Origin of the sequence: Micromonospora sp. NPDC049679 (assembly GCF_040659735.1) — a bacterium.
Classification (GTDB): domain Bacteria; phylum Actinomycetota; class Actinomycetes; order Mycobacteriales; family Micromonosporaceae; genus Micromonospora_I.
Map to the genome: position 1 here is coordinate 93,551 of NZ_JBFANZ010000007.1, position 17,934 is coordinate 111,484.

At 72.4% G+C, this 17,934-nt stretch carries 15 protein-coding genes; 10 read left to right on the forward strand and 5 right to left on the reverse strand.

Annotation, left to right across the window (positions count from 1 at the left end):
• Positions 1–106: 106 nt before the first annotated feature.
• Positions 107–508 (forward strand): hypothetical protein, encoded by a 402-nt coding sequence (locus tag AB0J06_RS07135; protein WP_357425566.1) that lies wholly within the window; start codon positions 107–109, stop codon positions 506–508.
• 4 nt (positions 509–512) lie between these two features.
• Entirely contained in the window at positions 513–1,037 is a 525-nt protein-coding gene (locus AB0J06_RS07140) for an N-acetyltransferase family protein (protein WP_357425568.1), read from the forward strand.
• An 85-nt stretch (positions 1,038–1,122) separates the two neighbouring features.
• Here AB0J06_RS07140 and AB0J06_RS07145 read toward each other — a convergent pair whose 3' ends face one another.
• On the reverse strand, positions 1,123–2,427 hold the full coding sequence (locus tag AB0J06_RS07145) for an MFS transporter (RefSeq protein WP_357425570.1): 1,305 nt from the start codon (positions 2,425–2,427) through the stop codon (positions 1,123–1,125).
• 53 nt (positions 2,428–2,480) lie between these two features.
• Between AB0J06_RS07145 and AB0J06_RS07150 the strand changes: the two genes are divergently transcribed.
• A complete protein-coding gene (locus AB0J06_RS07150) occupies positions 2,481–3,554 on the forward strand; it encodes a DJ-1/PfpI family protein (protein ID WP_357425711.1) in 1,074 nt (357 codons plus the stop codon).
• 1 nt (position 3,555) lies between these two features.
• Here the strand turns inward: AB0J06_RS07150 and AB0J06_RS07155 are convergent, their stop codons facing one another.
• The 4 genes from AB0J06_RS07155 to AB0J06_RS07170 all read right to left on the reverse strand — a co-directional run bounded on the left by AB0J06_RS07155 (position 3,556) and on the right by AB0J06_RS07170 (position 9,266).
• Positions 3,556–5,154 carry a PQQ-dependent sugar dehydrogenase gene (locus tag AB0J06_RS07155; RefSeq protein ID WP_357425572.1) on the reverse strand — a complete coding sequence of 533 codons (1,599 nt, stop codon included), beginning with the start codon at positions 5,152–5,154 and terminating at the stop codon, positions 3,556–3,558.
• 216 nt (positions 5,155–5,370) lie between these two features.
• On the reverse strand, positions 5,371–5,841 hold the full coding sequence (locus tag AB0J06_RS07160; RefSeq protein WP_357425574.1) for a hypothetical protein: 471 nt from the start codon (positions 5,839–5,841) through the stop codon (positions 5,371–5,373).
• Between the two features lie 40 nt (positions 5,842–5,881).
• The gene (locus AB0J06_RS07165) at positions 5,882–7,834 is read right to left on the reverse strand and encodes a hypothetical protein (protein ID WP_357425576.1); all 1,953 of its coding nucleotides are present in this window, start codon (positions 7,832–7,834) and stop codon (positions 5,882–5,884) included.
• 1 nt (position 7,835) lies between these two features.
• Positions 7,836–9,266, reverse strand: coding sequence for a sigma 54-interacting transcriptional regulator (locus tag AB0J06_RS07170; protein ID WP_357425578.1), 1,431 nt, complete (start codon positions 9,264–9,266; stop codon positions 7,836–7,838).
• Positions 9,267–9,421: 155 nt separating this feature from the next.
• Between AB0J06_RS07170 and AB0J06_RS07175 the strand changes: the two genes are divergently transcribed.
• The 7 genes from AB0J06_RS07175 to AB0J06_RS07205 all read left to right on the forward strand — a co-directional run bounded on the left by AB0J06_RS07175 (position 9,422) and on the right by AB0J06_RS07205 (position 17,934).
• A complete protein-coding gene (locus AB0J06_RS07175; protein WP_357425580.1) occupies positions 9,422–10,606 on the forward strand; it encodes a tetratricopeptide repeat protein in 1,185 nt (394 codons plus the stop codon).
• Between the two features lie 37 nt (positions 10,607–10,643).
• Entirely contained in the window at positions 10,644–11,432 is a 789-nt protein-coding gene (locus tag AB0J06_RS07180) for a class I SAM-dependent methyltransferase (protein ID WP_357425582.1), read from the forward strand.
• A 191-nt stretch (positions 11,433–11,623) separates the two neighbouring features.
• Complete coding sequence (locus AB0J06_RS07185) at positions 11,624–12,754, forward strand: LCP family protein (protein WP_357425584.1); 1,131 nt, start codon at positions 11,624–11,626, stop codon at positions 12,752–12,754.
• A 122-nt stretch (positions 12,755–12,876) separates the two neighbouring features.
• Entirely contained in the window at positions 12,877–13,320 is a 444-nt protein-coding gene (locus AB0J06_RS07190; RefSeq protein WP_357425586.1) for a hypothetical protein, read from the forward strand.
• Positions 13,321–13,561: 241 nt separating this feature from the next.
• Positions 13,562–15,148 (forward strand): malate synthase A, encoded by a 1,587-nt coding sequence (aceB, locus tag AB0J06_RS07195; protein ID WP_357425588.1) that lies wholly within the window; start codon positions 13,562–13,564, stop codon positions 15,146–15,148.
• Positions 15,149–15,190: 42 nt separating this feature from the next.
• Positions 15,191–16,657: an FAD-linked oxidase C-terminal domain-containing protein gene (locus AB0J06_RS07200; RefSeq protein ID WP_357425590.1), complete on the forward strand. Its 1,467-nt coding sequence runs from the start codon at positions 15,191–15,193 to the stop codon at positions 16,655–16,657.
• Between the two features lie 2 nt (positions 16,658–16,659).
• On the forward strand, positions 16,660–17,934 hold the full coding sequence (locus AB0J06_RS07205) for an FAD-binding oxidoreductase (protein ID WP_357425592.1): 1,275 nt from the start codon (positions 16,660–16,662) through the stop codon (positions 17,932–17,934).

Below are 17,934 nucleotides of genomic sequence, written 5' to 3' on the forward strand. Positions count from 1 at the left end.
GAGACCCCCCTCGCATGATCCCGATCAATATCCCGCCACCCAACGTGGTCACTCACCGTGCCCACGACATGACCGTTCGGAGCGCGGACCGCCCGGAGTCCCGCCCGTGACCCGCCGCGACCGCAGCGCCGCCGGCGAGGCACGGCGGCGGTGGCCGTACACCGGGATGCTGTCCTATGTGGCAGCCGCCATCGCGCTCGCGCTCGGGCTCGCGGTCTGGCAGACGCTGCCGGCCGAGGCGAGTGACGCGTACGGGATGAAGGCCTGCGACCGCCTCGGCGCCTCGACCGGTTGGCCGCCCGCGCCCGTCGCGAAGTCGGTCTGGTCCGCCGGGCGGCACGCCAAGACGGACGCGATCCGGGAATACGCCGAGCGGCTGCACGCCGCCGCGCCGACCGAGACCGCCATCGCCCCGCCGGGGTGGGAGAAGCTGCTCTTCGGCATGATCGATACGTGCACGGCAGCCGGTTGGCAGCCCCCGACACCCACCACCACGCCAACGGAGTAGCACGATGGCGATCAACGACCCCCGCGTACGGCCCGCGGGTCCGGCGGACCTGGCGGCGATCGCCGCCATCTACGCGCACTACGTGACCACCAGCGTGGCGACGTTCGACGAGACCGCGCCGACGGCCGGGGACTGGGAGCGCAAGGCCGCCGACCTCGCCGAGCGGAGCCTGCCGCTGCTCGTCGCCGAAAGCGACGGCCAGGTCGTCGGCTACGCGTACGCCGGGCCGTGGCGGCCGAAGCCGGCCTACCGGCACACCGTCGAGGACAGCATCTACCTGGCTCCCGGACACACCGGCGAGGGGCTCGGGCGGGCGCTGCTGGAAACCCTGCTGGAGCGCTGCGCGCAGGCCGGCGCGCGACAGGTGATCGCGGTCATCACGGACAGCGGCGAGCCCGGCTCGCTCGCCCTGCACCGGCGACTCGGTTTCGTCGACGCCGGCCGGCTCACCGCCGTGGGGTTCAAGCACGGCCGCTGGGTCGACACGCTGCTGCTGCAGCGCGATCTCACGCATTGGCCGACGGGCTGACGATCGGCGTTACCGTCTCCTCATCGACCACCCCGCACCTCAGGGCGGTTTCGAAGGCTCGCCCGAGAGGTCACGCCCTGACCCGTCAGGGCTCCCGCAGCCGCCATCCCGCGGCGACCACCGGTTCACGGACCGGCAGGGGCACCCCGCCCCGATCGCGCCGCAGCAGCAACGACAGCAGCGCCGCGCCCACCGAGAGACCGCCGGCCACATACCAGGCGACGGCGTACGCGCCGAGCTGGTCGCGGATGACGCCCGCGCCGGTCGCCGCGACGGCGGCACCGATCTGGTGCGACGCGTAGACCCAGCCGAAGACGATCGCGCCGTTCGCGCCGAAGTACTCCCGGCAGAGCGCGACCGTCGGCGGGACGGTCGCGACCCAGTCCAGCCCGTAGAAGATGATGAAGACCAGCATGCTCGGATGCGCGCTCGCCGCGAAGAGGCTCGGCAGCACGAGCAGGGACGCGCCGCGCAGCGCGTAGTAGGCGCCGAGCAGCAGCCGGCTGTCGACCCGGTCGGTGAGCCAACCCGACGCGATCGTGCCGGCGATGTCGAAGAGCCCGACCAGGGCGAGCAGCCCGGCCGCCGTGGTCTGGGGCATCCCGTGGTCGTGCGCGGCGGGGATGAAATGGGTGCCGACCAGGCCGTTGGTGGTCGCGCCGCAGATCGCGAACCCGCCGGCCAGCAGCCAGAACGGCCGGGTCCGGGCGGCCGCGCCGAGCGCGCCGAGCGCCCGCGCCGCGGCGCCGCGCCCGTCCTGGGCCGCCGGGGGCATCGGCTCGGTGGCGCCGTAGGCGAGCACCCCGAGGTCGGCCGGGTGGTCGCGCAGCAGGAACCAGACCAGGGGTACGACCGCCAGCGCCGCCCCGGCGACGATGAGCGCCGCGCTCCGCCAACCGTGGTCGCGCACCACGACGGCGAGCACCGGGAGGAACACGAGTTGGCCGGCGGCGCTCCCCGCCGTGAGCACCCCGGTCACGAGTCCCCGCCGACCGACGAACCATCGGCCGGTCACGGTGGCCACGAAGGAGAGGGCCATCGAGCCGGTGCCGAGCCCGACCAGCACCCCCCAGCAGAGGATGAGCTGCCAACTGGCGGTCATGAAGACGGTCAGCCCGCTGCCGGCCGCGACCAGCAGCAGCGCGCTGGCGACGACGCGGCGCAGCCCGAAGCGTTCCATGAGCGCGGCGGCGAACGGCGCGGTGAGCCCGAACAGCACGAGGTTGACCGAGACCGCGGCGGAGATGACGCCGAGCGGCCAGCGGAACTCCGCGTGCAGCGGATGGAGCAGGACGGCCGGGGTGGCCCGGAAGCCGGCCGCGCCGACCAGCGCCACGAAGGCGACGGCGGCGACGATCCAGGCGGGGTGCAGACGGTGCGTACGGCTCACCGCACCAGTGTTGATCAGATGGTCGCCGGAGAGCGAGTGGCCCGCCGGCCATGATGCGCAAGAATCAGGCCATGTCCTCGTCCACCCGCCACACCATCGCCGTACTCGCCCTCGACGGCGTGGTCGCACTCGATCTCGGCACCCCCGCCCAGGTCTTCGGCGCCGCCCGCGACGCGGCCGGCCGGGCCCTCTACGCCGTCACCACCTGCGCCGTCGACGGCGCCCCGGTGCGCACCACCGCCGGATTCCAGGTGCTGCCCGATCACGGTCTGGAGGCCACGACCACCGCCGACACGGTGATCGTCCCCGGCGTACACGGAGGTCCGTCACTCACCGACGGGACCGTGCACCCGGCCGTCGCGGCGGCGCTGCGCGCCGCGCACCGTCGCGGGGCGCGGGTGATGTCCATCTGCACCGGCGCATCGGTGCTCGCCGCCGCCGGCCTGCTCGACGGCCGGCCGGCGACCACCCACTGGTGGTACGCCGACCTGTTCCGCCGCCTCTACCCCGAGGTCCACCTCGATCCCGACGTGCTCTTCGTCGACGACGGCGACCTGCTCACCTCGGCCGGGGTGGCCGCCGGGATCGATCTCTGCCTGCACGTGGTGCGCCGCGACCACGGCAGCGAGGTGGCCAACCGGGCGGCCCGGCGCTGCGTGGTGCCGCCGTGGCGGGACGGCGGCCAGGCCCAGTACATCGAGCGCCCGCTGCCCGGCCCCGTCGGCGCGTCCACCGCGCCGACCCGCGAGTGGATGCTGCGCCGCCTCGGCGAGCCGCTGACCCTGCGCGCGATGGCCGACCACGCCACCATGAGCGTACGGAGCTTCACCCGCCGCTTCCGGGAGGAGACCGGGCTCAGCCCCGCCCGCTGGCTGCTGCGGCAGCGCACCGACCACGCCCGGCTGCTGCTGGAGACGACCGATCTCGGGGTCGACCAGATCGCCCGGCAGGCCGGCTTCGGCACCGCTGCGTCGCTGCGTCAGCAACTGCACAGCGCGATCGGCGTCGCCCCGACGACGTACCGCCGCACCTTCCGCCCCCCGCTCCCCCGCGATCTTGCAGTTGTGGCCCCCGATTCGTCCGCTATTGCGGCAGATGCCGCAGCCACAACTGCAAGATCGACGTGAGTTACCCGCAGGGGGCGCCGTTGAGGGTGAATGCGATCGGCGCGGGGTGGGGGCCGCCGGGCGTACCGAGGAAGCCGAAACTGACCGACGCGCCCGGCGCGACCGTGCCGTTCCAGCTCGCGTTCCTGGCCGTCACGGTGGCGCCCTGCTGGCTGCCGACCGCGTTCCACCAGTTGCCCGCCCGCTGCGGCCCGGGGAACGTCCACCCCACCACCCAGCCGTTGACCGGCCGGCTGCCCCTGTTGGTCAGGGTCACCGTCGCGGTGAAGCCCGTACCCCATTGACTGTCCACCTTGTACGTGACGGAGCAGGCCGCCCTCGTGCCGAACGAAATCCGGTGGAGCTGCCCCGGCAGGTCGTTGGCCAGGTAGAACTCGCCGTTCGCGTCAACCCCCAGCGTCGTCGGCTGGATGGTCAGCTCACCGAGCCGCTGACTCGCGTAGCCGCCGTCGCCCGTGGGGCGAATCGCGAACGCCGTACCGGAGCAGTAGTCGCTGGCGAGGTAGGTGCCGGCGGCGACGTCGGCGAACTGGCGACCGCGGTAGACGTGCCCGCCGATGATCGCGCAGCCGTCGAGCGAGGTGCGGTAGGCGAAGACCGGCTCGACGTACGCGGCGCCGGGCTGGCAGCGCGCCGGGTTGAAGACCTGGGGACCTTCCCGGCAGGACCAGCCGAGATTCGCGCCGGCGATACCGCGGGCCAGGTGGTCCACTTCCTCGTACGTCCCCTGCCCGACGTCCGCGATCCACAGCGAGCCGTCCTGCGCGTCGAACGAGAACTTCCACGGGTTGCGAAGCCCGTACGCCCAGATTTCCGGGCGGACCCCGGACGTCGAGGCGAAGGGGTTGCCGGCGGGGACGCAGTACGGGCGGCCCGCGCAGTTGACGTCGATCCGCAGGATCTTGCCGAGCAGCGTGCCGAGGTTCTGCCCGGTGTTCAACACGTCGTCGGCGCCACCGCCGTCGCCCAGGCTCCAGTAGAGGTAGCCGTCCGGGCCGAAGGCGAGCTGGCCGCCATTGTGGTTGGAGTATTCGGCGTGCGGCTGGGTCAGCACAATCTGCTCGCGGGCGGGCGGCACCGGTTGCTGGTCCGGGCGGTCGAGCGCGAAACGGGACAGCGTCAGGGTGCCGCCGGGCAGCGCCGTGTACGCCACGTAGAGCGTGCGGGTCTGCGCGAAGTTCGGCGAGGTGACGATGCCGAGCAGGCCGCGCTCGTTGCCGGAGGTGTCGACGCGGTCGGTGATGTCCAGCAGCGGGTTCGCCGCGAGCCCGGTCTCGGGATGATAGGCGCGCACCGTGCCGGCCTTCTCGGTGATCAGCAACCGTCCGCTGCCATCGTCGGGAGCGATCATCGCGGTCGGCCGCTGCAGCCCGGAGGCGACCTGCGTGGTGGTGACGGTGAGCTGATCGAGCGGCACCGCGGCCGCGGGCACGGCGGCAGCTCCGGCCGCGCGGGGCGCGGCGGGGGCGGGAACCGCGGCGACGGCCGGAGGCGCGGCAGCCAGCGGCGTTCGTGCCGTGGCCGGCGCGCCGGAGAGGACGAGCGGGGCGAGGAGCGCGACGGCTCCGGTGGCGTACAGCCGGCCGATAGATCGACTCATATCGACTCCCATCGTTGGGAGGAAGTTAGCGGCTCCACCGGACCGCGCCAACCGCCGCCCAGATCGTGGGAACGCTCCCACCCGTCCGACCGACCACGCCGCTTCCGTCGATCAAGGAGTTACGCGTCGATCAAGGGCGTATTCACACGATTGGAGATCAAAGCACGCGCATATGCCCTTGATCGACGGGCCGACGGGCCGACGGACCGAGGGGGGTTAGGCGTAGTGGCGGCGGAGGGCGCGGAGTTGGTTCGTATGGGCGGGCAGGTGGAGCCGGCCGTGCAGGTCGAGTACCCGCCCCCACGGGAGCGGCTCGTCGACGCGCAGCTCGAACCCGTCCCGGATCAACGTGTGCACCAGCGTCTCGCCGTGGATGCCGAGGCGTCCGATCAGCCCACAGACCTGCTGGCTGCTCCCGCGCAGCAGCTCCGCCAGCCCGGCGAGCCCGCCGTGCTCGGCGATCAGCGCGTTGAGCTGCGGATTGTGCACCTCGTTGTGGTTGTAGTACACCCACGGCGAGCCGGCCAGCACGGCGTCGGTCGTGCGGATGAGCAACTCGTCGTTGGCCGCCACGTGCGCCGCCACCTGCTCGGCGCTCCACTCCCCCGACGGCGGGGGCGCGAAGTCGCCGGCCTCGATCTCGGCGAGCAGGACGTCGTACGCCCGGCGCAGCCCGGCCGCATCCATGCCGCGAGTCTAAGCACGTCCCCGTGACCGCCGGGACGGATCAGCGACCGCGGCGGCCCCGGCGGGCGCGGATGTAGTCGGCGACCACGTAGCGACCCAGCTCGTCGGTGTCCGGGGTGAAGACCCGGCCGCCGCTGCGCCGCGCCACCGCGTCGACGAACCGGCGCAGCCCGGGGTCCTCGCCGAGCATGAACAGGTTGAGCGCCGCGCCGGCCCGGGTGAGCTCATCGACCTCGACCACCGTCGCCTGCACGGTCTCGCGCAGCGGCGGCCAGCAGAACACCGCCTCCCCGCCGGCGTCGATGTGCGCGGTGGGCTCCCCGTCGGTGACGACCAGGACGACCGGCTCCGACCCGGCGTGACGGCGCAGGTGCCGGCCGGCGAGGCGCAGCGCGTGCTGCAGGTTGGTGCCCTGCACCAGCTCCGGTTCGACGGCGGCGAGCGCGGTCTGGGACAGCGGAAGGGCGTGCCGTCCGAAGCCGATGATCTGCAACGCGTCCTGCGGGAAGCGGGTGGCGACGAGATGCGACAGCGCGAGCGCCGTCTGCTTCATCGGCCCCCAGCGCCCTTCCGAGATCATCGAGTACGACAGGTCGACGCAGAGCGCCACCGCCGCGGAGGCGCGTCGCTCGGTCTCCACCACCTCGAAGTCCTCGACCGCGAGCGCGACCGGGGTCGTCGCGCCCGAGCGGCGTACCGCGTTGCCGATCGTGCGGACCACGTCGAGGGGCTGCTCGTCGCCGTACCGCCACGGCCGGGACGCCCCGGTGGTCTCGCCGGCCGCACCCGCGGAGCGGAGGTCGTGCTGTCCGCGTCGGCCCCCGTTGAGGTCGGCGAAGACGGTGCGCAGGGCGGTGCCGCCCAGCCGCCGAAGCGCCTTCGGGCTGAGCGTGAGGCCGTCGGCGTCGCGGGTGACCCAGCCCTGGCGGCGCAGCTCCCGCTCCAGCTCCCGGAGCCGGCGTACGTCGTCCGCGGCGTCCCGGCCCAGCTGGCGCGAGACCGCCTCCACGTCGACGTCGTCGAGCGTCGCGCCGGGATGCTCCTGGCCGAGCTGGTCGAGCAGATCGTCGAGGTCGCCGATCTCCTCCAGCGCGACGGCCGCGTCGCCGTACCCCAGCTCGTCGCGGCCGCGGACCTGCTCCCCGCGGCCCCAGACCAGGTCGGGGCGGAGCGCCCGCAGGTTGTCGGTGAGCTCGGCCATCTGCGGGCCGAGCTCACCGAGGGACTCGGCCATCAGCCGGGAGAGTTCGTCGCGCTGCTGCGGCGACAGGGAGCGCATCAGCCGCTCGCCGGCGGCGGCGCGCCGGGCGAGGGTGTCGACGAGCTCGTCGACCGAGCCCGGCTTCTCCGGAAAGAACTCGCCGTGCCGGCGCATGAACTCGGCGAACGCGTCGGTGGTCTCCCCGCCGCGCGCATGCCGGGCGAGCAGGTCGTTCAGGTCGCGCACCATCTCACCGACGCGCCGCTGCGCCGCCGGGTCGGGGTTGCGCAGGGCGTCGCGCAGCCCCGCGAACCGCTGTTCCAGCACATCGCGTCGGAGCCCGTCGAGAATCTGCTGGTACGACCGGCGCGCGTCCTCGCTCACCCAGTCGTATCCGGCGAGCTCCTCCACGGCCCGCGCGGTGGAACGGGGCAGGTTGTCCAGCATCGCCTCGGCGAAGCGCGCGGCGTCGTCCTCCGTCCGCTGGGCCAACTCGTCGCGCTCGGCGGCGAGCGCCTGGTCGAGCAGGGCCGCGGCGCGGGTGACGGCGCCGTCGAGCTCGCCACGGCGCATCGCCTCGCGCCGCAGCCGGCGCGCGCGGGCAGCCAGCTCGTCCAGGCCGCGGCCACCCTGCGGGCCACGCCGCAGCAGGTCACGCAGCGCCTCGCGGAGGTTGCCGCCGGCGAGCACCTCGGCGCCCACCGCGTCGACGGCGCCGCGCACGTCGTACGGCGGGGCGAGCGGGTCGGGGCCGCCGCGCCATGAGCCGTACCGGTAGCGGTTGACGGGCATGTCAGTTCCGCCCGCCGTAGCGGGTGCGCCCGTCGTCGGTGAGGTCCTTGGCGAGCCGGCGGGTCAGGTGCAGCCCTTCGAGGACGAACTCGATCCCGGCGGCGGCCTCGCCCGGGGTGGGGGCGTCGCCGAGGTCGAGCCGGTCGAGGACCTTCGCCAGGCCCGGCACGGTGCCCACCTGGCGGAGCAGTTCCTCCGCGCCGACCAGCTCGCCGGTCTCGATCACCGCGCCGTCGCCGACGAGGCTGGTGAAGCCGGAGAGGTCGAGCCCGGTGAGGCGGTCGCGGAAGGTCTCGGCGGTGGCGGTCCGCAGCAGATGCGCGAGGATCTCGATCTCCCGTCCCTCCTCGCCGCTTTCGAACTCGACCTTGCCACGCAGGGTGCTCGCCACCGACACGGCGTCGCCGACCCGGGCGACCGGCTCGGCCTCGCCGACGAGCCCGGCGCGGCGCAGCGCGGAGGCGGCGACGGTCTCCGCCGCCGCGATCGCGAACCGCGCGGAGACTCCGGAGCGGGCGTCGACCGACGGGGACTCGCGCACCGCCCGCGCGAACCGGACGACGACCTCGAGCACGTGGTCGGGGACCGGGGCGACGAGCGCCGCCTCCTGGCGGACCAGCGCCAGCTCCAGCTCGAGGTCCACGGGATAGTGGGTGCGGATCTCCGCCCCGAACCGGTCCTTCAGCGGCGTGATGATGCGCCCCCGGTTGGTGTAGTCCTCCGGGTTGGCACTCGCCACGAGCAGCAGGTCCAGCGGGAGGCGCAGCTGGTATCCGCGCACCTGGATGTCGCGTTCCTCCAGCACGTTGAGGAGCGCGACCTGGATCCGCTCGGCGAGGTCGGGCAGCTCGTTGACGGCGAAGATGCCCCGGTTGGTCCGGGGCACGAGTCCGAAGTGGATGGTCTCGGGATCGCCGAGGGTGCGGCCTTCGGCGACCCGGATCGGGTCGACGTCGCCGATCAGGTCGCCGACGCTGGTGTCCGGGGTGGCGAGCTTCTCGCCGTACCGCATCGAGCGGTGCAGCCAGCCGACCGGCAGGTCGTCGCCGGCCTCGGCGGCACGCCGACGCGCGGCCGGCGAGATCGGGTGCAGGGGGTGCTCGTTGAGCTCGGAGCCGGCGATGACCGGCGTCCACTCGTCGAGCAGCGACACCAGGGACCGGATCAGCCGCGTTTTGCCCTGGCCGCGCTCGCCGAGCAGCACCATGTCGTGGCCGGCGAGCAGCGCACGCTCCACCTCTGGCAGTACGGTGTCGTCATAGCCGACGATGCCGGGAAAGCGGATCGAGCCCTCCCGCATCCGGGCGAGCAGGTTCTCGCGCAGCTCCTGCTTCACGGTGCGATAACGATGGCCTGCCGCCCGCAGCTCGCCGACCGTACGCGGTAGGTCGGCGGGTGGGGTGGGGAGGGCCGGGTCTGCGGTTGCTGTCACCCGTCGACGCTAGCGCGCCGCTCCGGATGCCCGCCCAGTTCACGCCAGGGCCGCCGGAATGATCCGAACGCCTACCGTTCCGGGCACATTTATGGAATAGATGGGCAACACTATCAGTAGCACTACTAGCACGGAGAGTAGGCGATACTGAACCTATGCCCCCCTCCACTCCTACCCCCACCGCCGCCCCCACCGCCGACCCCGGCCAGATCGCCAATCTCGTGATCACCTGGTCCGGCGTGATCCTCGCGGCATTCGCGCTGCTCGTCGCGATCATGACGGTCCTTTTCGTGGTCGCCGGCTTCGTCGGCATCCGCGAGCTGCGCTCCATCCGGCAGGTCGGGCAGCGAGCGCGGCGCGAACTCGACCAGCAGAAGGCCGTGGCGCAGGAGATCGTGGCCCAGGCCGACCGCGCGGTGCACGGCGCCGAAACCCTCTCGGAGCAGGCCAACACCCTGGTCGGCCGGGTGCAGACCGCGGTCGCCCGCGCCGACCAGCAGTCGGAGCAGGTGCACCTGCTCATCGAGGACATGCAGTCGCGGCTGAGCGACTTCGACCAGCGGCTGACCACGCAGGTCGAGGTCTCGTACCTGTTCAACCAGGGTGAAGCCGCCTACCGGGAAGGCCACTACGAAACCTCCGTCGAGTTCCTGCGCCGGGCGATCGAGCTCGATCCGAGGAATCCGCGGGTGCGTTACCGGCTCGGCCGCTCCCTCACCAACCTCGGCGAGGAGAACGCCGCCGGGGAGGAGTTGGAGACGGCGCTGACGTACAAGCTGCCGACGGACGCGGGCGAACGGGCGCTCGCGCTGCTGCACCGCTACTCCGATCCCGACCGGGCACTGACCCACGCCCGCCACGCCATCCAGTACGGGCCGGGCAGCGCGGGGAACTGGAACTGCCTGGGCCTGATCCTGCGCGACAACGGCGACTTCGTGGGCGCGCGGGACGCGCACCAGCAGGCCAACCAGCTCGACGGCGAGCAGGTCGTCACCCCGTTCTACCTGGCGCTGCTCGCCGCGCAGGCGCAGGCGCTGCCGCATGCCCGGGACCGTTCCGCCGAGGCGATCCGCCGGCTGGACTCGGGCCAGGGCCGGGCGAGCATCAAGCCGATGTGGGCCGCCCTCATCCGCTGGGCCGATCTGCTGATGCGCGGTTCATACGCCGAAGCGGACACCTTCGCCGAGATCCTGTACGAGACTTGCCCGTCCACCAGACGCGCGCGGGAGATCTGTGATCACATGGACTTCTTGCTACGCTCCCTCGGTCGCGAGGAGTACCGCGAGCGTTACGTCGCTCGGATCGAGCAGCACTGGCTGAGCGACCACCCCCCGGGATAGGCGGTCCCAGGGGGCACGTGACACTAGGACAGGGTTGGTGGGTCTGGGTTTCGGCGGTCTCCTTCGGCGCCTTGCGGCCTCCACTCTCGGCCTGCACGGGGTACGCCTGTGCGAATCCACCGGATCCGCCCCTCGCCTCCGGCTCGGCAACCGCGAGCCGGTCCGGTTCATGGACGTCATCTCCCTGCCGTTGACCACCGAGGATCTCAACGCCCGCCAGATCCGCGAGGTCAACAAGCTGCGCCGGCAACTGATGGTCGGCGACCAGTCGGCGCAGTACGCGACGAATCACCGGGTGAAGAGCGCGATGGCCGCGGCCGTCAACGGCACCGGCGCCCGTTCCGTACTCGACTGGGGCTGCGGCTACCACCCGATGCGCGGGTTACTCGACCGGCGCGAGCACTTCGTCGGCGTGGATCTCGACCCCGACGTGGTGGCGGACAACCTCCGGCACGGCGTCGCCTGCCTGCCCGCCCACGCCGTACCGAAAATGCTGGCGGGCATGGCGTTCGACGCCATCGTGAGCGTGTTCGTCTTCCATTTCCGGATGCCGACCCAGCACATCGAGTGCATGGTGCGGTTGATCGGCGCGAACGGCTTCATTCTGGCCAATGTCTACCGCCGTTCACCGGAGTCGCGGCTGCGGCTGATGGGCGCTTTCCAGGAACGCGGTCTGCAGGTGTGGTCGCGCACCGATCCGACGAACAGCGCGGCGGATCACGAGTTCTGGTTCATCGCCTCCCCCCGCCGCGCGCATGAGGTCGGCGAGGCGGTGCTGGCCACGACCGTGGAGCGGATGCTGGAGCCGGCGCCCGTCCGCCCGTGATCGGCTTCCCACTCGGCCGGTGATCCGGCTCCCGCTCCCCAGGGATCTGTCAGCTTCCAGCGGTATGGTCCCTCACCGCCCCGCGTCGCCGGTGATCCGGCGCCAGGGTCGAGGTGACGCCTCATCGACGTCCCGGGTGTCCCGAAAGTTCCCCATATGGCCTCTCCCCTCGTTCGCCAGGAGTTCTCCGCATGCCGTCCCCGAGTCGCCGGCGCCCGCCCACCCCTACCGCTCAGCGACGCCGCGGCCCCCGCTGGCCCCGCGTGCTGGTCGCTCTCGGTGCGGCGTTGATAATGATCAGCGGTACGGCGATCGTCGGCAGCAAAGTCCTCATCGACCGTTACACCGGCGGGGTCGCGCAGGACAACCTGCTGGCGGGGGCGGCGAAGGCCGCCACGCCCGGCAAGCCGCTCACCGGACCGGTCAACATGCTGCTGCTCGGCGTGGACGAGCGGGCGCGCAACCCCGGTGACGTGCGGTCGGACACGATCATGATCTTGCACGTCCCGGCCTCGCACGACCAGGCGTACCTGGTCTCGGTGCCCCGTGACACCTGGGTCGACGCGCCGCCATTCCCGCGCAGCGGCTTCACCGGCGGCGCCGCCAAGTTGACCGACGTGTTCCACGCCGGTGCGCAGGGCGGCGGCGGCCGGGCCGGCGGCGCCCAACTGGTGGCGTTGACCATCAAGCAGATCACCGGAATCGAGTTCAACGGCGCGGCGATCATCGACTTCAACGGGTTCAAGAACGTTGTCGACGCGCTCGGCGGGGTCGACCTCTGCGTCGACTACCGGGTGAAGTCGCAACACATGCGCATGGTCAACGGAAAGCCGATGTGGTTGGCCGACGCCCGCCAGTACGGCGGAGGCGAGGAGATCTGGCACGAAAAGGGCTGCCGGCACATGCCCGGCTGGTCCGCGCTGGACTACTCGCGGCAGCGTTACGGACTGCCCAACGGTGACTACGACCGGCAGCGCCACCAGCAGCAACTGGTCAAGGCGATCGGCAAGGAGGCGATGAGTGCGGGCGTCATCAGCAACCCGGCGAAGCTCGACCGGGTCATCACGGCGGCCGGCAACGCGTTCATCCTGGACACCGGCGGCGTGCCGATGGCCGATTTCATCTTCACGCTCAAGGGAATGGCCGCCAACGACGTGCTGCTGGTGAAGACGAACGGCGGCACGTTCAACCCCGTCGCCACGGCCAGCAGCGAGGTCGAGGGACTGAGCGCGGAAAGCCTGGAGATGTTCACCGCCCTGAAGCAGGGCCACCTCGACCAGTACGTGATCGAGCGCCCCGAACTGGTCTCGCGGGACGGTTAGATCCGGGCCGCACGGTGCGCCGGCGGTGCGCCGACCCGGCGGAGGACAACGGGGACGGTCGGCGGCGTATCCATCGACTCAGCGGGGTAATAGTGTCATACGTCGATCGAAGAGGTGGGCGGATGGCGAACCGACGGATCTTCCAACGAAGCACACTGCTCGGCGGCCTCGTGGCGGCACTCGCGCTCAGCGGGTGCACCGGCGTGGGCGTCAGCTCGGCCCCCGACTCCGGTTCGGGGTCCTACCAGGTGTGGGGGCTCAACGAGGCCTCCAGCACGCTCAGCGGCTCCGACCGGAGCGTGGTGCTCAACGGCGACAACACCAACGGCAGCAAGGAGTTCTTCACCGCCGACGGGACGTGGAGCGCGGAGGGCTTCGTCCTGGACGACACCGCGGCGACGGCCGTGCGCGCCCTGACCGGCAAGCTCCCCGAGCGCACCGGTGACCCGCAGTGCCGCCGGCTGGTGCTCGTGGACGACGATCTGCTCGCGCGCAGCGCCGTCGCGGTCGTCGCCCCGGACGAGATCAGCGCCGACGGCCCGGTGGTCGCCGCGAAGCTGGACTGACGCCGGACGGCGAGCGCCGGCCAGCGACGGCCGTCGACCGCTCGGCTCATCCGGCCGGCCGCCGGTCGCGTTCGGCGATTGATACCCGTCGCCATCCGTCGATGCCGTCGATACAGTCGTGACCAGCACACATCGACGCATCTACACCCTCCGTCAGCACCGGTCGCACCCCGCCAGCACCGCGCCGACGCGGTTGCCGCGCACGCGATGCTGTCGCGACGGCGGAAAGGACGGCCGTGTCATGAGCAACCCCGCCGGAGTCGAGATCACCGGGCCGCTGCACGACCGGTACGAGGAGATCCTCACGCCCGACGCGCTCGGGCTCCTCGCCGAACTACACCGGACGTTCGACGGTCGGCGGCGGGCACTGCTGGCCGGGCGGGCCGAGCGGGAGGCCTCCCTCGCCGCCGGCGGGACGCTGGACTTCCTCCCCGAGACGAGAAACGTCCGCGAGGGCGACTGGCGGGTCGCCGATCCCGCCCCGGGCCTGGTGGACCGCCGGGTGGAGATCACCGGGCCGACCGACGCGAAGATGACGATCAACGCTCTCAACTCCGGGGCCAAGGTGTGGCTCGCCGACCACGAGGACGCCAACACCCCGCTCTGGGAGAACGTCATCTCCGGTCAGCTCAACCTGCGCGACGCGATCGGGCGGAAACTGGAGTTCAGCTCGCCGGACGGGAAGCACTACCGCCTGGGCGACGGCGAGCTCGCGACGATCGTGGTCCGGCCCCGGGGCTGGCACCTGACCGAGAAGCACATCCTGGTCGACGGTGAGCGCAGCTCCGGCAGCCTCGTCGACTTCGGGCTCTACTTCTTCCACTGCGCGCAGGCGCAGATCGACGCCGGCGCCGGCCCCTACTTCTACCTGCCGAAGATGGAGAGCCACCTGGAGGCGCGGCTCTGGAACGACGTGTTCCTGTTCGCGCAGGAGCGGCTGGGCCTTCCCGCCGGCACCATCCGCGCCACCGTGCTCATCGAGACCTTCCCCGCGGCGTTCGAGATGGAGGAGATCCTCTACGAACTGCGGGAGCACTCGGCAGGGCTCAACGCGGGGCGCTGGGACTTCATGTTCAGCGTCATCAAGAAGTTCCGTACCCGGGGCCACGATTTTCTCCTGCCCGACCGCAACGCGGTGACGATGACCGCCCCGTTCATGCGCGCGTACACCGAACTGCTCGTGCGCACCTGTCACCGGCGCGGCGCGCACGCGATCGGCGGCATGGCGGCGTTCATCCCGAGCCGGCGCGACCCGCAGGTCAACGAGGCGGCGCTGGCGAAGGTGCGCGACGACAAGACGCGCGAGGCGGGCGACGGCTTCGACGGGTCGTGGGTGGCCCACCCCGACCTGGTGCCGGTCTGCCGTGAGGTCTTCGACGGCGTGCTCGGCGACCGGCCGAACCAGCTCGACCGCACGCGCGACGACGTCGCGGTGACCGCGGCGCAGTTGCTGGCCGTGCGGGAGACGCCCGGCCAGATGACCGAGGCGGGGCTGCGCAACGCGGTCAGCGTCGGCATCCAGTACCTGGCGAGCTGGCTGCGCGGCTCCGGCGCCGTCGCGATCTTCAACATGATGGAGGACGCGGCGACCGCCGAGATCTCCCGGTCGCAGGTGTGGCAGTGGCTGCACAACGACGTGACCCTGGCTGACTCCGGCGAGAAGGTGACCCGCGCGCTGGTGGAGCGGATCGCCGACGAGGAGATCGCGAAGCTGACCGACGGCGGCGCCGCGGCGTTCGACGAGGCGCGCGCGCTGTTCATGGAGGTGGCGGTCGCCGACGACTTCGTGGACTTCCTGACGCTCCCGGCGTACGAGCGGATGCCGTAACCCGATGCGCTGATACGACCATGCCTTGAGGGGAGGCCGGCGATGACCACGACGGACATCAGCGTTCTCGCCGCGATGTTGCGGGCGGCGATCGGCGACGGGCAGGTGATCAGCGACCGGCAGGAGCTTCGCACGTACGAGTGCGACGGGCTCGCGCAGTACAAGGTCATCCCCGCTCTCGTCGCGCTCCCCCGCTCGGCGCAGGAATGCGCGGCGGTCGTGCGGGCCTGCGTCGAGGCGGCGGTGCCGTTCGTGGCTCGGGGCTCCGGCACCGGCCTTTCCGGCGGCGCTCTCCCGCACGCCGACGGGGTGCTCATCGTGACGTCGCAGCTGCGCGCCATCCGGGAGATCGCGCCCCAGGACGAACGGGCGGTGGTCGAACCGGGCGTCATCAACCTGCAGGTGACCCGCGCCGCCACCCCGTACGGCTACTACTACGCGCCGGACCCGTCGAGCCAGCAGATCTGCTCGATCGGCGGCAACGTCGCGGAGAACTCCGGCGGCGCGCACTGCCTCAAGTACGGCTTCACCACCAACCACGTCACCGGCCTGCAGGTGGTCACGCCGGACGGCGACCTCGTCCGGCTCGGCGGGCGGGCCCCGGACGCGCCCGGCTACGACCTGCTCGGCGCGTTCGTCGGGTCGGAGGGGACGCTGGGCATCGCCACCGAGGTGACCGTACGGCTGGTGCGGCTCCCCGAGTCGGTGCGCACGCTGCTCGCGGCTTTCCGCGGCACCGACGAGGCGGGCGCCGCGACCTCGGCGATCATCGGCGCGGGCGTGGTGCCGGCCGCGATCGAGATGATGGACGCGCTGGCGATCGAGGCCGCGGAGGCGGCGGTGCACTGCGGTTACCCGCAGGGCGCCGGCGCGGTGCTGGTGGTCGAGCTGGACGGACCGGCGCCGGAGGTGGCGGCGCAGTTCACGCAGGTCGAGGGCTTCTGCCGGAGCAACGGGGCGTTCGAGATCCGGGTCGCCGCCGACGAGGCGGAGCGGGCGCTGTTCTGGAAGGGCCGCAAGTCGGCGTTCGCGGCGGTCGGGCGGATCAGCCCGGACTACATCGTGCAGGACGGGGTCATCCCCCGCACCGCCCTTCCCGAGGTGCTGCGCCGGATCGCCGAGATCTCCCGCGAGCGTGGGGTACGGGTCGCCAACGTCTTCCATGCCGGTGACGGCAACCTGCATCCGCTGGTGCTCTTCGACGACAGCGTCGAAGGCCAGGCCGAGCAGGCGGAGGAGGTCTCCGGCGCGATCATCGACCTCTGCGTCGAGTACGGCGGCTCGATCACCGGCGAGCACGGGGTCGGGATGGACAAGGCGAAGTACATGCCGCGCATGTACAGCGACGACGACCTGGACACGATGCAACTGGTCCGCTGCGCGTTCGATCCGCGCGGGCTCGCCAACCCCGGCAAGGTCTTCCCGACGCCGCGGCTCTGCGGCGAGGTGCCGGGGCGGCACAAAGGGGCACATCCGTTGCAGGAGGCCGGCGTGGCGGAGGTGTTCTGACGATGCCCGACGCCGCCCTCGCCGCGCTCCGCGGCGCCTCGCACGAGGCCAGCAGCCGCACCAACCACACCGACGGCGTGTGGCTCGCCGACGACGAGCCGGTCCTGCCGGGGATACGGCCGCGCTACGTGGCGGCGCCCGGCTCCACCGCGGAAGCGGCCGCGGTGCTGCGGGCGGCCGCCGCGCACGACCTCGCCGTCGTGGTCTGCGGCGGGATGACGAAGCAGGACTGGGCGGCCCCGCCGCGCCGCTGCGACCTGGTGCTCAGCACCCGCCGGCTGATCGGCGTGGTCGAGCACGTCGCCGGCGACCTGATCGCGGTGGTGCGGGCCGGCACCCTGGTGACGGAGCTGCGGCAACTGCTCGCGCCCGCCGGACAGCAGCTCGCGCTCGACGCCCCGCTGCCGGGCGCGACCGTCGGCGGCACGGTGGCGGTGAGTACCAGCGGTCCGCGCCGGATGCTCTACGGCACCGTCCGCGACCTGCTCATCGGCGTCACCGTGGTGCGGCCCGACGGGGTGGTGGCCCACGCCGGGGGCAAGGTGGTGAAGAACGTTGCCGGCTACGACCTCGGCAAGCTCATCACCGGCTCGTACGGCACGCTCGGCCTGGTCACCGAGTGCGCCTTCCGGCTGCACCCCTCCCCCGCCGCCAGCGCGTACGTGTCGCGCCGCGTCGCCGACCCGGCCGCCGCCGGCCGGCTCGTCGCCGACGTGCTCGGCGCGCAGGTGGTGCCGAGCGCGTTGGAGGTCGACGCCCCGCCCGAGGGCGGGTTCGAGGTGGTCGTGCTGCTGGAAGGGACGGCGGAGGGGGTCGCGGGACGGGCGGTGCGGACGATCCGGCTGCTCGGCGGGGACGCGGCGATCTCGGACGCGGCGCCGGGCTGGTGGTCGGCGTACCCGTGGGGGTCGGGCGACGTGGGGCTGAAGCTCACCGCGGCGCTCTCCGGGGTGCCGGCGCTCCTCGGGGCGGCCCTCGCCGCGCGCGAGCGGCACGGCGTGCCGCTGCGGCTGCGTGGCTCGGCCGGCACCGGCGTCCTCTACGTCGGGCTGCCCGGCACGGCCGCGCCGCAGACCGTGGCCGGCGTCGTCGACGCGCTGCGCGCCGCCGCGCGCGACGTCAGCGGGCACGCGGTGGTGCTGACCGCCCCGGCCGCGGTCCGCGAGCACGTCGACCTGTGGGGACCGGTCGAGGGCCTGGAGCTGATGCGCCGGATCAAGCAGCAGTTCGACCCCGACGCGCGGTTCGCGCCCGGACGCTTCGTGGGAGGGATCTGA